We start from the raw sequence: 13,069 nt of genomic DNA on the forward strand, positions 1-13,069 counted from the left end.
AGTTTCTAATGTGTCCATCATGGTTTCTCCGTACTTAATGCGATGCCTGCGGTTTTATATGAGCCAGCCAACGTTTCTCTGCCTGGCGGAACAGGCTAATTAGCGTAAAGGAGATAATCAGATAAAGTACGGCAGCAATACCAAAAGCATAAAATGGCTGATAAGTCGCGGCGTTAATATCACGCGCTATTTTCAGTATATCCGGCACTGTGGCAGTAAAGGCTAGCGCCGTAGAGTGCAGCATTAAAATCACTTCATTACTGTAGGCCGGTAAAGCAATACGCAGTGCAGAAGGTAAAATAATACAACGATACATTTTAAAGCGCGAGAAACCATAAGCTCTGGCTGCTTCAATTTCACCATGTGGCACCGAACGAATGGCACCGGCGAAAATCTCGGTAGTATAGGCACAGGTATTTAGCGTCAGCGCTAAAATAGTACAATTCAATCCACTACGGAAGAATGCATTAAGCAGATCATTGCCTCGGATTATCTCCAGACTGTACATGCCAGAATAGAATACCAATAATTGTACATATAATGGCGTGCCACGGAAGATATACGTAAAAATCCAGACAGATAAGCGGATCCAGCGCCGTTCGGCCACCCGAGCTACCGCTAAAGGAATAGCTAGCAGCCCCCCCATGACTACCGAGGAAATTAATAACCACAAAGTGACGGCCATTCCGGTAAAGCGATAGCCATCACTCCAAAGTAGTGCTTGCCAATATTGGTGCAGGATTTCAATCATAGTTCAGCCCTCTTCACCCCATGGGAATAGCGCCGTTCTAACCACAGCAATACACCATTTGATAGCGTGGTGAAGATCAGATAAACCGCACCCGCCACTAGAGCAAAGAAGAAGGGTTGATAGCTCCCCTTTCCCGCCAACTGTGTAGCTTTAACCACATCATTTAATCCCAAAATAGAGACCAATGCTGTCGCCTTTAGAATCACTTGCCAGTTATTACCAATACCCGGTAGTGCATAGCGCATCATCGCCGGAAACATAATTCGGCGGAAAATTTGGCTTGGGGTGAAACCAAATGCAGTGGCCGCTTCAATTTGGCCGGCAGGAACCGCCATATAAGCACCACGGAAGGTTTCAGTGAAATAAGCACCATAGATAAAGCCGAGGGTAATAATCCCGGCGGAGAGAGGATCAATATTAATTTGTTCAAAACCGAGCGATTCTGTAATGCTATTTAGGGTTATCTGCAAACCGTAGAAGATAAGCAGCATTAAAACTAAATCCGGTACACCGCGAATAAGCGTGGTATAGCACTCAAATAAGCCAGATAACAGCCGATTTGATGATAACTTTCCACCGGCACCCATTAGGCCGATAATCACTGACAGCAGCACTGAGCACAATGCTAACTCCAGCGTTACCAGCGCACCCTCAAATATCAGTTTCGAATATCCATCCAGCATCTGGGTTATCCTGTTTTACTGAGTAAGGAGTCTGGTAAATGACTATTATTAAGTACCCTTAGTGACCCCTGTCGGAATAGACAGGGGCCATGACGGCAATATAATTAACCGCCGTAAACATCAAAATCGAAATATTTTTTCGCCAGTTTGTCGTAAGTGCCATCTTTGCGCATTTCTGCAAAGGCTTTATCCAACGCGACTTTCAGCTCTACATCATCTTTACGCAAGCCCATACCGGTGCCAACACCAAAGAATTGATCATTTTTAACTGACGGCCCAGCAAATGCGTAGCCTTTACCGACTTCTTGTTTCAGGAAACCTTCACTGCCCGCCACTTCATCCTGGAAAGCGGCGTCAATGCGACCTGAAGCCAGGTCAGCGTAGATCAAGTCCTGATTTTGATAGGCAACAACATCGATGCCTTTTGGCTGCCATTCAGCATTGGCGAATGCTTCCTGAGTCGACCCCTGCAACACGCCAACACGTTTGCCCTTCAAGGCCACCAATGTCGGTTCGATTTTGCTATCTTTCGGCGCAATTAAGCGGGCATTAGCTGCATAGAGTTTATCGGTGAAGGCTATCTCTTTTTGCCGTTTTTCAGTTATGGAGAGTGAGGAGATAATAGCATCGATTTTTTTAGCTTTGAGTGATGGAATTAATGCATCGAAGTCACTCTCGACAAAAGTACATTTAGTATCAATGCGTTTGCATAACTCTTTTGCTATATCGATATCAAAACCGACCAGTTCACCACTGGCATTTTTAGATTCAAATGGTTCATAAGTGGGATCAGTACCAATCTTGACATCTTTAGGAATAGCAGCAAAAGCACTGCTCGCAGCAGCCAATGCTAAGACTAAAGGGAGAACCAGAATCTTCTTATTCATACATAATCCTCAAATTGATTTTCGATGCCATAAAGCGCGTTAGATTTCTGCACAGCCCAGAGTTTTCTTAAATTAATAGCTTTTCATAGATCAATTAGCAGTAATCGTGCCAGTAATTATCTGGAGGGAAAGCAAATTCCATCACTGCTTTCTTAGCACTATCATCACTAAATCAAGGCATCAGGCTATAAACAGAAATCGAATAGGCAATTTATGCCACAGCACAGATAGTGCAACAGGATCATTGTGGTGCATTATTCGCCCCATTTCAGTGCGATGTTGCACAAATGTATCAATTAAGTGAGAAATGTTAATTGGCACCTTGCCAACGAACAAAAAGATCTTCAGGCAACTCAATATCAAATTGATCGATAACCCGATTAACGGTCTGATCAACAATATCCTGAATGGTTTGAGGGCGGTGATAGAACGCAGGCATCGGGGGCATAATCACCGCACCCAACTCAGCGGCCTGCACCATCAGCCGTAAATGGCCTAAATGTAGCGGGGTTTCGCGAACACACAGCAGCAATGGGCGTCGTTCTTTCAATATCACATCAGCAGCACGAGTCAGTAATCCATCGGTGTAGCTATGGACAATGCCAGATAAGGTTTTGATTGAGCAAGGTAAAATAACCATGCCGTGGGTCTTGAATGACCCGGAGGAGATACAAGCCGCAATGTCTCGTGAGTCATGCACCACATCCGCCAGCGCCTGCACATCCTTAACACTGAACTCAGTTTCAAGCGCCAGGGTCTGACGTGCCGCATGGCTGAGAATCAGATGTGTTTCCACGCCCTCGACATGTTGCAGCACCTGTAATAGCCGCACGCCATAGATGGCCCCGCTGGCACCACTGATACCAATAATAAGTCGTTTCATGGAACACTGCCTCGCACTGACGTTATGCTTTCCAAACTAAGCATAACATAAAGAAATAGGGGCAAACTTTGCCGTATCAGACAGGGATTAGCAAGTTATAGCCACTCACTCTCAGGTGTTTTGCCGTTGGATCGATAACAAAAAAGGTGCACCGCGCCTGAACGCAGATTGCACCTTTTTGATTCACTTTTATCTAGCGCTAAAACGACGGTGTATTACCCTTCGTTATGCATCTCAAGATTTTCCGCTTCGTTATGATTACGTAATGCCTGCGCATCATCGTTACGTAACGACTCCAGATACTCCAGATAGCTCTGATCCACATCTTTGGTGACGTAAACGCCATTAAAAACTGAACACTCAAACTGAGTGATATCTGGGTTATCTTCGCGTACTGCTTCGATAAGGTCAGGAAGATCCTGGAAAATCAGTGCATCGGCACCAATCAACTGGCGGATCTCGTCCACTTCACGGCCGTGCGCAATCAACTCATTGGCGCTAGGCATGTCGATACCGTACACATTCGGGAAGCGAATTTCAGGAGCGGCAGAAGCAAAATAGACTTTCTTCGCCCCGGCTTCACGCGCCATCTCGACGATCTGTTCTGAGGTCGTACCCCGTACGATTGAGTCATCCACTAATAACACATTCTTATCGCGGAACTCTGCACGGTTGGCGTTCAGTTTGCGGCGCACGGATTTACGACGCTCTTGTTGGCCCGGCATGATGAAGGTACGGCCTACATAGCGGTTTTTCACAAACCCCTGACGGTAGGGTTTATCCAGAATACGGGCAATTTCCAGCGCGATATCGCAGGAGGTTTCTGGGATAGGGATAACCACATCAATATCCAGATCTTCCCACTGTTTGGCGATTTTTGCGCCCAATTTCTGGCCCATGCGCACCCGCGCACTATAAACAGAAATTTTGTCCATAAAGGAGTCTGGGCGGGCAAAATAGACATACTCAAACAAGCATGGATTGTATTTTGGATTTTCAGCACACTGACGGGTGAACAACTGACCCTTTTCGGTGATATACACCGCTTCGCCCGGCGCAACATCACGCAGGAATTCGAAGCCAAGGGTATCAAGTGCCACACTTTCAGAAGCGACCATGTACTCATTACGGCCATCAACCAAGGTGCGTTTACCAATCACCAGCGGGCGAATGCCGTTAGGGTCACGGAAGGCGACCATGCCATGGCCGATAATCATCGCGACGCAAGCATAAGCACCACGGATCAGCTGATGCGTGGCGGCAACAGCAGCAAAAATGTTGTCAGATTCCAGCGGGTAATGTTGGAAACGATCCAATTCACTGGCAAAAATATTCAGCAGAATTTCTGAGTCAGACGTGGTGTTCACATGACGGCGAGAAACTTCGAATAATTTCTTTCTCAGTTGGTGAGCGTTAGTCAGATTTCCGTTATGAGCCAGGGTGATGCCAAACGGTGAGTTAACGTAGAAGGGCTGAGCCTCGGAAGCACTGGAGCTACCTGCGGTCGGGTAACGAACATGGCCAATACCCATATTCCCCTGTAAGCGCAGCATATGCCGGGTTTCAAATACATCCTTCACCAAGCCGTTTGCTTTACGCAGCCGGAACCCATTATGGTCATCAATGGTAACGATGCCCGCAGCATCCTGGCCTCGGTGCTGGAGCACCGTCAGCGCATCATAAATCGACTGGTTTACCGGTGCAAAACCGGCGATACCGACAATACCGCACATGTTGTCTTTTCCTCATAAGCCGCTTCGAATCGGTAATTGATTCGGTAAGAAACTCGACGTGCTCTGCAGGTAGTCAAAGAACCACCTGATGATATAACTGAACTGCGGGATTAATTGTGACTGTTTCCAGTCTTCACTTTGTGAGAAGCCGGTAAACGTGTCCAGAAAGAACAACATGGCTGAGACAATCAGAACACCTCGCAGCGCCCCAAAACAGATCCCCAATACCCTGTCTGTTCCTGATAACCCGGTACGTTCAACCAGTGAGCCAATCACGTAGTTAACAATAGCCCCGACGATCAATGTCGCGATGAACAAAATGCCGATGGCAATGCCGTTACGTACCACTTCATCCTCAAAACGGGTGAAGTAGACAGCAAGGTAAGTGTAAAAATGGCTGGCGACAAAAAACGCACATCCCCATGTTACAAGTGACAATGCTTCACGGACAAATCCCCGGATTAAGCTGACTAACGCAGAAAATCCGATAATCCCTATAATGACGTAATCAATCCAGACCATGACTATTCCAATGACGAAATCGCCGCTGCATCCTGTTCGCGGCGAATTCTAACAGAAAAAGAAAACGTTTGCGTAGGGGTTTCTGACCCCGCGACAAATTAAAGTGCGACGATTTTAAAAACAGCAATCGTCGCACAAACTTAGTACCCAACCCCCGTGTGCACTGACATTCTACTGCGCAGTTAAACTTTAGCGCCCCGTGCTATAGGGCCTGACCTGCCCATTCAGCCCGCTTAATGAATTAAGCTCCGGCAACGCGGATTGCAATTTTTGTTTTGATGCATCCGGCCCGACAAATACTCGTGTTATCTGGCCCTGAACCGGGGTTGCAGGCACCGTAAATGCCCGATGACCTGATAGGCGCAATGTAGCGACCACTTCATTCACTTTAGCGGCGTTTTTGAGCGCCCCCAGTTGGACGACATAAGCCTGCCCTATCGGTGCCTTTTCTTCTGCGGCCGGTTTACTCTCCGGCTGAACTTCCGGCTTAATTTCTGGTTTAACTGCCGGTTTAGGCTTAACTTCCTGCGGTTTTTTCTCTACCGGAACCGGTTTGATTTCGACCGGCCTCTTCTCAACAGGTTTCACCTCAACCGGCTTATTTTGCATCGCTGACGGTGCAACGATTGTCGGTTCAGATGGCAGGTTACCGGCATCATTAGCGGCTTGAGAGGCGGAATCATCTTTAGGGACTTCCACCGCTTGCGCCGCACCTTCTGGTGGCGCGATAGGCAAAGGCTGACTGACCGGCGGAACCGCGTCAATCTCCTGGCTATCACCGGGTTTTGGCACTAATGGGATAGCAGCAAACTCATCCTCATAATGCTTCTTTTTACCATCCAGCAGCCCCGGCAGCAAAATCACGCCCAACGCCACCAGAATTATGGTCCCGACTAAACGGTTCTGGAACTTACTTGCCACTCTCATTCCCCACGTTCATTCGTTTATAATTTCGATTTTTTATCAATAGGATACAGCCATATATTCAATGCAGCCATCACATGGGCGACAGTATGGAAAGAGCCGCAAACAATAACCACATCCTGTGGTTCTGCATCCTGCATGGCCTGACGCCAGGCAGTTTCAACATCACTAAATTGGCGAGATAGCCTGAGATGCTCAGCCAACTGCGCCGCAGTAGCCCCACGCGGCCCCTCTAGTGGTGCGCAATACCACTCGTCGACCTGTTCAGATAAGCACGCCAAAGTACCTGCAATATCTTTATCTGATAACATCCCAACCACTGCCCGTACTTTACCCTGTTTCGGCAATTGAGCGAGCCTGTCAGTCAAATAACGTGCAGCATGTGGGTTATGGGCAACATCCAAAATCAGCAAGGGTTGCTCACTAACAATCTGGAAACGCCCCGGCAGGCGGGCAGCCTGCAAGCCCTGGCGAATAACCGCTTCACTCAATGGCAATCCGCAATAGTGCAGCACGGCCAATGCAGTAGCCGCATTCGCCAATGGTACATTGGGCAGAGGTAAATCAGCCCACAGGCGATCGTCGCACTGCCAGCTCCAACGGTTTTCTTGCTGGCTTAACTGCCATTGCTTATCACGCTGATAGAGTTGTGCGCCAAGTTGCGCGGCAACATCAGCAATGGACTGCGGCATATCGGGTTCACCCACCACGGCAGGTTTTCCTGCGCGGAACACACCGGCTTTTTCGCGCCCAATACTTTCGCGATCAAAGCCCAGCCAGTCAGTATGGTCTATCGCGATACTGGTGATAGCCGCGACATCAGAATCAACAATATTGGTCGCGTCCAAACGCCCACCCAGACCCACTTCTAGGATCACTACATCAAGCTTAGCTTGCTTAAATAATTGCAGCGCCGATAAGGTGCCAAATTCGAAGTAAGTCAGCGAGATACCCTCACGCCCTGCTTCAATTTGGGCAAAAGAGTGGCTATGTTCGGCCTCAGGCAGCTCTTGCCCCTGAATACGGACTCGCTCGGTGTAACGCAAAAGATGAGGTGAGCTGTAGACCCCTACCCGCAGGCCCGCTGCCAGTAAAATTGATTCCAGGGTACAACAGGTGGTGCCTTTGCCATTGGTGCCGGCAATGGTAAATACTTTCGGGGCAGGTTTAAGCAGATCAAGACGCTCTGCAACCTGTTTAACACGCTCCAGACCCAACTCGATTGGTTGTGAATGCAAGCGCTCAAGATAGTAAAGCCACGCGGCCAAAGGCGACGTGGCTTGGGGAGTTTGATGATTGTTCATGAGTCCCGTCACTGATCTTTATTCACAATAACCGGGCACCACCTTATCATGGTGATGCCCGTTGGGAGAATCAGGCTTCTGCCTGAGTATCCGTCGCAGCACTATCTTTGGCGTCAACCACGCTTGGCTGTGGCTGATGAGTCAATTTAGACAAGATGCTGGCAATCGTCTGACGCATAACCGGACGGCGCACGATCATGTCAATAGCGCCTTTTTCAATCAAGAATTCACTGCGCTGGAAGCCCGGCGGCAGTTTCTCTCGTACGGTTTGCTCGATAACCCGTGGCCCGGCAAAACCGATCAGGGCTTTAGGCTCACCGATATTGATATCACCGAGCATCGCCAGACTGGCGGAAACACCGCCCATGGTCGGGTCTGTCAGCACTGAAATGTAGGGCAAACCGCGCTCTTGCATTTTAGCCAGCGCCGCACTGGTTTTTGCCATCTGCATCAGTGACATCAATGCTTCCTGCATACGGGCACCGCCACTGGAGGAGAAGCACACCAGCGGGCAATTATCTTCCAGTGCCTGCTCTACGGCCCGAACGAAACGCGCCCCCACCACTGACGCCATTGAACCGCCCATAAAGGCAAATTCAAATGCGGCGGCAACAACAGGCATACCCTGCAAGGTGCCTTTCATGGCAACCAAAGCATCTTTCTCGCCGGTCTCTTTTTGAGCGGCCGAAATACGATCTTTATACTTTTTGGAATCCTTGAATTTCAGGATATCCTTCGGCTCCAGCTCGCTACCCAATTCAACTTCACTACCCGCATCCAACAGCATATGTAACCGTGCACGGGCTGACATACGCATATGGTGATCACACTTAGGACAAACTTCCAGATTGCGCTCTAGCTCGGCACGGTAAAGTACCTGACCACAACTGTCACATTTCGTCCACACCCCTTCAGGAATACTCGCTTTACGGGTTTGTGTGATATTGCTTTTGTTAAGAATTCGTTCAATCCAGCTCATCGATGACCTTTCTGTTTGAACCTGGCCGTTGCCAGTCCGCTGTTCATGCTTTAACCATCTTCCTGAAAAACGCCCCAATAACAAATGCCTGAGATACACGCCAGCACAGCGTGGCTAAGGCACCGAAATTCGGGTTGTCCGCAGGAACAGACCATAAATGTCACTCATTAAACCATATTGGCTCGACAGTGTAGATAAAAAACTGGTCGAACCCTTGGCTTAGGTAACGTTTTTACTGATTTTTTTGACGTGCCGCCGCGCGCCGATGCCGCCAAATCTCAAATACACCGGGCAAAATTGACACCACAATAATGGCGACAATCAGCAATTTCAGATTGTTCTGTACGATAGGCACATTACCAAACAGGTAACCAGCATAGGTGAATAGCAGCACCCATACCAACGCCCCAATCACGTTATAGGCCGCAAAGTGACGATAGGACATTTTCCCCATTCCCGCGACGAACGGCGCAAAAGTGCGAATAATGGGCACAAATCGCGCCAGAATGATCGCTTTTCCACCATGTTTTTCGTAAAACTGATGGGTTTTATCCAGATAACTGCGGCGAAAAATTTTGGAATCCGGGTTGCTGAAGAGCTTTTCACCGAACACCCGGCCGATGGTGTAGTTGATAGCATCCCCCAAAATAGCCGCCGTCACCATCAGGGCCACCATGATATGCACATTGATATCATTGGATGGCAATGATGCCAGTGCGCCAGCGACAAAGAGCAGAGAGTCACCCGGCAGGAATGGCGTCACCACCAGACCGGTTTCACAGAATAAAATCAGGAATAAAATGCCATAAACCCAGACCCCATACTGCGCCACCAACTCAGCCAGATGAACATCAATATGCAAAATAAAATCAATAACGAAACGTATAAATTCCATAAATACTCTCGAGTGGTAAGCGAGCTTAAATTTTGATTGAGACTAGCTGAACTTCCTTAAGTATTCCTTAGCTCAAGGTCAGCGTTCAGCCAAACACCTATCATTTTATCCTAATCAATCATCTGCCAAAAAAAGCGGCCCCATTGGCGCTGCGGGTAAACCAAAGCGCTCTGGATAGTCAACAGAGACCAAATATAGCCCTTCGGCTTTCGCGGTTGCCGCCGCGCGAGTTCTGTCTTTTAGCGCCAACAACTCGGCCATCCAGGTCACATCCTGATTACCGCAACCAATCTCGATCAGGCTACCGACAATATTGCGCACCATATGATGCACAAAGGCATTGGCCTTGATATCTACCACGATATACGCGCCGTGTCGGGTAACTTTGATATGTTTTACATTTCGCCATGGTGTGCGCGACTGGCACTGCACGGCGCGGAACGAGGTAAAATCATTCTCGCCAAGTAGGCACTGCGCAGCCTGCTCCATTCTTTCGGCGTCCAGTGGCTGGTAGCAATGGGTCACCCCTTGCGCCAATACCGCCGGACGATAGCGATGGTTAAAAATAATATAACGGTAGCGGCGGGCCGTGGCACTGAAACGGGCGTGGAAATCTTCATCAACCGTTTTTACCCAGCGCACTGCAATATCGCCCGGCAGATGGCTATTGACCCCCATCGTCCAGGCGGCATCTTTGCGCACTGCAGTGGTGACAAAATGCACCACCTGCCCGGTCGCGTGCACCCCCGCATCCGTCCGCCCTGCACAAAATACGCCAATAGGCGCATTAGCAACTTTCGAAAGTGCCGCCTCCAGGCAAGCTTGCACGCTGGTGACCTCTTGCTGACGTTGCCAGCCGAAATAGCGACTGCCGTTATATTCAATACCCAGCGCAATTTTTAAACTGGCAGCATCTGCCACTGTGGCCTCTTGCTGCGCAACTGTTTCTTGCTGAGCCAACTCAAATTCGGACATCAGTAAAGTTGCTCCTGCAACAGGCGCTCCGCCGTTTCAATCGCCATTAATGCGCCACCAAAACGAATGTTGTCGGCCACCGACCAGAACTGTAATACCTCGGGAATACCATAGTCATTGCGCACACAACCTATGCTCAGGACATCACTGCCCGAAGCATCACTGACCTGTGTGGGGTAATCATCTTCTTCAGATAATTGGATATCTTCGCAGCTCTCCAGCTCGCTACGGGCCTCATCCGAGGAGATCGGGCGCAGCGCTTCCAGATGCACCACCTGCGCCTGACCATAGAATACTGGTGATTGAATGCAGGTCACCGAGATAGGCAAACCGTCGTCTTGTAGCACCTTGCGCACCTGATCTACCAAGCGGCGCTCTTCGCGCACACTGCCCTCTTCATCCGCCACCAGCGGCAAGACATTAAATGCCAGCTGTTTGGCAAAGAAACCCGGTTCAGCAGGGATGCCGTTTAGCAGCTTAGCACTTTGTCCGGCCAGATCGTCCACCGCGACTTTACCGTGGGCTGAGGCAGAAATGAGTGCCGTGACATGCAGGCGGGACAAACCCGCTTGTTCGGTCAGCGGCTTGATAGCCGTTAGCAACTGGCAGGCCATGCTATCGGCCACCGCAACAATATTGCGATTGCGGTAATCCGCCAGCACTTGAGGATTGACACTCGGCACTACCAGCGGCACATCATGCTCCATTGAGAACAGACCACTGCTGTCGATAACCAGACAACCGGCGTTACCCGCCTCTTCCGCATATTGCTGCGAGGCTTCAGGGCCGGCGACAAAGAAAGCCAACTGCGCCTGTGACCAGTCAAATTCAGCAACATTTTCAACCAGCAAACTTTTGCCGTTAAAGCGCACGGTCGCCCCAGCACTGCGCTCGCTGGCCAGCGGATACAACTCACCAACCGGGAACTGGCGCTCATTGAGCAGCTCCAGCAAAGCTTCACCTACTGCGCCCGTCGCTCCTAACAGAGCAATATTCCAGCCGTCAGACATGTTGGTTTTCTCCACTAACGTTCATTAAAATACAAGGATTTATACAAATACAAACAGACGGTAAATACCATCTTAGACTGCTGACAACCCCCGATGACTCGATTTGGAACGGAGAGGACGGGTGGAAGAGTAAAGCGTCCGCGCCAGGGATGGCGCGGCTCGAGCCTCCAGGGAGGGATTTACGGCGTCTTTACGATCTACCTGTTCTCTCCGCCACCGGCACTTTGTCAGAAAGAGTCATTGGCTTACAATAGCTGAGTCATAAAACCTAATTTCTGCAACAGCTCGGCACTGGCCGCATCATCACACTGCACACAAAGTGATGACCATTCGCGTCGCTCCTGATAGTGCTTACGCAGGCGATCAAACTCCCCCGGCAGGCCAGCAACACGGCGTAGCGGAGCATCATCGCGGCGCACATCATACACTAAGTGCATCAATCGTTTTAATTTGCCTTCATCCAGTTCACCATTCAACTGTAAGTGGCTGAACTCTGGCGGTGGCAATAAGGTGGCTAACGCTACCGATTGCGGCTGCCCCAGATGCTGACTGAAAGCTTCAAACACTTGCGTTGTACCGCGCGCTTTGCCTTCCAAGGTGTATCCGGCGATGTGTGGCGTGCCAATATCGACGAGGGCCAGCAGCGGTAACGACAGCTCAGGTTCCGGCTCCCACACATCCAATACCACACTGAGTTTTTTGCCTTTCTCCAGCGTACGGAGCAGTGCGGCGTTATCCACCACCGCACCACGGCAAGCATTGATCAATATACGACCATCCGGCAGGGCCGCCAGTAGCTCATCATCCGCCATATGCAGGCTTTGATAAGCGCCAGTTTTATTCAGTGGCGTATGGAAGGTGAGGACATCCGCTTCGCGCACCAGTTTTTCCAGCGGCCAAAAAGTGTCGTTATCGCCACGATCCGCACGGGGGGGATCACAGAGCAGCGTGCGCACGCCAAGGGCTTGCAGGCGAGCATTCAGTCGCGAGCCCACATTCCCCCCCCCAACGATACCGACCGTTTTATCGCGCAACTGGAAGCCATCGCGCTCAGCCATCATCATCAGTGCGGAAAAAACATACTCAACCACCGCTATCGCGTTACAGCCCGGAGCGGCAGAGAAGCCAATTCCCTGCTGCCGCAGCCAGTTGTCATCAACATGATCTGTACCGGCAGTTGCCGTGCCCACAAAGCCAATTGAGGTGCCTTGCAGCAGTGACTCATTAACTTTGGTGACCGAGCGCACCATCAGCGCATCGGCGTCAGCCAGCGCTTCACGGGGGATTGGTCGCCCCGGCACCGCCTGCACATCGCCTAAACGCCGAAATAGCGCCTCCGCGTACGGCATATTCTCATCAACCAGAATCTTCACGTTATTCTCCGGCAGCTCACTGCCCTACAGATGAAAAACAGGGGCTTAGTATATACCCAAAAAACGCAGAGCCACAGGTAGGCAGCCAGCGAAAGCATCCCGGTGAGCTGACTCAAGTCAGTGATTCGGGTAAGTGAGCGCAGCTAACAC

General features: G+C 50.0%; 13 protein-coding genes. All 13 read right to left on the reverse strand.

Features of this window, described 5'->3' with window-relative positions:
- Positions 1-34: 34 nt before the first annotated feature.
- The 13 genes from AACW11_RS15790 to pdxB all read right to left on the reverse strand — a co-directional run bounded on the left by AACW11_RS15790 (position 35) and on the right by pdxB (position 12,919).
- Positions 35-751, reverse strand: coding sequence for an ABC transporter permease (locus AACW11_RS15790; RefSeq protein WP_212584727.1), 717 nt, complete (start codon positions 749-751; stop codon positions 35-37).
- On the reverse strand, positions 748-1,434 hold the full coding sequence (locus AACW11_RS15795; protein ID WP_212584728.1) for a histidine ABC transporter permease HisQ: 687 nt from the start codon (positions 1,432-1,434) through the stop codon (positions 748-750). Before AACW11_RS15795 ends, AACW11_RS15790 begins: the two co-directional genes overlap by 4 nt.
- A 104-nt stretch (positions 1,435-1,538) precedes the next feature.
- Positions 1,539-2,321 (reverse strand): histidine ABC transporter substrate-binding protein HisJ, encoded by a 783-nt coding sequence (hisJ, locus tag AACW11_RS15800; RefSeq protein ID WP_212584729.1) that lies wholly within the window; start codon positions 2,319-2,321, stop codon positions 1,539-1,541.
- 310 nt (positions 2,322-2,631) lie between these two features.
- Positions 2,632-3,204: a UbiX family flavin prenyltransferase gene (locus tag AACW11_RS15805; RefSeq protein ID WP_212584730.1), complete on the reverse strand. Its 573-nt coding sequence runs from the start codon at positions 3,202-3,204 to the stop codon at positions 2,632-2,634.
- A 215-nt stretch (positions 3,205-3,419) separates the two neighbouring features.
- Complete coding sequence (gene purF, locus AACW11_RS15810; protein WP_212584731.1) at positions 3,420-4,937, reverse strand: amidophosphoribosyltransferase; 1,518 nt, start codon at positions 4,935-4,937, stop codon at positions 3,420-3,422.
- Positions 4,938-4,949: 12 nt separating this feature from the next.
- Complete coding sequence (gene cvpA / locus AACW11_RS15815) at positions 4,950-5,459, reverse strand: colicin V production protein (RefSeq protein WP_048616554.1); 510 nt, start codon at positions 5,457-5,459, stop codon at positions 4,950-4,952.
- Positions 5,460-5,648: 189 nt separating this feature from the next.
- Positions 5,649-6,380: a cell division protein DedD gene (gene dedD, locus AACW11_RS15820; protein WP_212584732.1), complete on the reverse strand. Its 732-nt coding sequence runs from the start codon at positions 6,378-6,380 to the stop codon at positions 5,649-5,651.
- A gap of 23 nt (positions 6,381-6,403) precedes the next feature.
- Positions 6,404-7,687: a bifunctional tetrahydrofolate synthase/dihydrofolate synthase gene (folC, locus tag AACW11_RS15825; protein WP_212584733.1), complete on the reverse strand. Its 1,284-nt coding sequence runs from the start codon at positions 7,685-7,687 to the stop codon at positions 6,404-6,406.
- A 70-nt stretch (positions 7,688-7,757) separates the two neighbouring features.
- The gene (accD, locus tag AACW11_RS15830) at positions 7,758-8,666 is read right to left on the reverse strand and encodes an acetyl-CoA carboxylase, carboxyltransferase subunit beta (protein ID WP_212584734.1); all 909 of its coding nucleotides are present in this window, start codon (positions 8,664-8,666) and stop codon (positions 7,758-7,760) included.
- Positions 8,667-8,898: 232 nt separating this feature from the next.
- The gene (locus AACW11_RS15835) at positions 8,899-9,561 is read right to left on the reverse strand and encodes a DedA family protein (RefSeq protein ID WP_005276713.1); all 663 of its coding nucleotides are present in this window, start codon (positions 9,559-9,561) and stop codon (positions 8,899-8,901) included.
- A gap of 114 nt (positions 9,562-9,675) precedes the next feature.
- Complete coding sequence (truA, locus tag AACW11_RS15840; protein WP_212584735.1) at positions 9,676-10,536, reverse strand: tRNA pseudouridine(38-40) synthase TruA; 861 nt, start codon at positions 10,534-10,536, stop codon at positions 9,676-9,678.
- Positions 10,536-11,546, reverse strand: a complete 1,011-nt coding sequence (locus AACW11_RS15845; protein ID WP_212584736.1) for an aspartate-semialdehyde dehydrogenase — start codon at positions 11,544-11,546, stop codon at positions 10,536-10,538. The genes truA and AACW11_RS15845 overlap by 1 nt, the downstream gene beginning before the upstream one ends.
- 245 nt (positions 11,547-11,791) lie before the next feature.
- Complete coding sequence (pdxB, locus tag AACW11_RS15850) at positions 11,792-12,919, reverse strand: 4-phosphoerythronate dehydrogenase PdxB (protein ID WP_212584737.1); 1,128 nt, start codon at positions 12,917-12,919, stop codon at positions 11,792-11,794.
- Positions 12,920-13,069: the final 150 nt, after the last annotated feature.

Source organism: Yersinia sp. Marseille-Q3913 (genome assembly GCF_963892745.1).
Taxonomy (GTDB): domain Bacteria; phylum Pseudomonadota; class Gammaproteobacteria; order Enterobacterales; family Enterobacteriaceae; genus Yersinia; species Yersinia bercovieri.

Excerpts from the sequence above, each read along its gene's own strand:
- accD (WP_212584734.1), bottom strand. The coding sequence starts at position 8,666 with ATGAGCTGGATTGAACGAATTCTTAACAAAAGCAATATCACACAAACC.
- truA (WP_212584735.1), bottom strand. The coding sequence starts at position 10,536 with ATGTCCGAATTTGAGTTGGCTCAGCAAGAAACAGTTGCGCAGCAAGAG.
- cvpA (WP_048616554.1), bottom strand. The coding sequence starts at position 5,459 with ATGGTCTGGATTGATTACGTCATTATAGGGATTATCGGATTTTCTGCG.
- AACW11_RS15835 (WP_005276713.1), bottom strand. The coding sequence starts at position 9,561 with ATGGAATTTATACGTTTCGTTATTGATTTTATTTTGCATATTGATGTT.
- folC (WP_212584733.1), bottom strand. The coding sequence starts at position 7,687 with ATGAACAATCATCAAACTCCCCAAGCCACGTCGCCTTTGGCCGCGTGG.
- AACW11_RS15845 (WP_212584736.1), bottom strand. The coding sequence starts at position 11,546 with ATGTCTGACGGCTGGAATATTGCTCTGTTAGGAGCGACGGGCGCAGTA.
- AACW11_RS15795 (WP_212584728.1), bottom strand. The coding sequence starts at position 1,434 with ATGCTGGATGGATATTCGAAACTGATATTTGAGGGTGCGCTGGTAACG.
- AACW11_RS15790 (WP_212584727.1), bottom strand. The coding sequence starts at position 751 with ATGATTGAAATCCTGCACCAATATTGGCAAGCACTACTTTGGAGTGAT.
- purF (WP_212584731.1), bottom strand. The coding sequence starts at position 4,937 with ATGTGCGGTATTGTCGGTATCGCCGGTTTTGCACCGGTAAACCAGTCG.
- AACW11_RS15805 (WP_212584730.1), bottom strand. The coding sequence starts at position 3,204 with ATGAAACGACTTATTATTGGTATCAGTGGTGCCAGCGGGGCCATCTAT.
- hisJ (WP_212584729.1), bottom strand. The coding sequence starts at position 2,321 with ATGAATAAGAAGATTCTGGTTCTCCCTTTAGTCTTAGCATTGGCTGCT.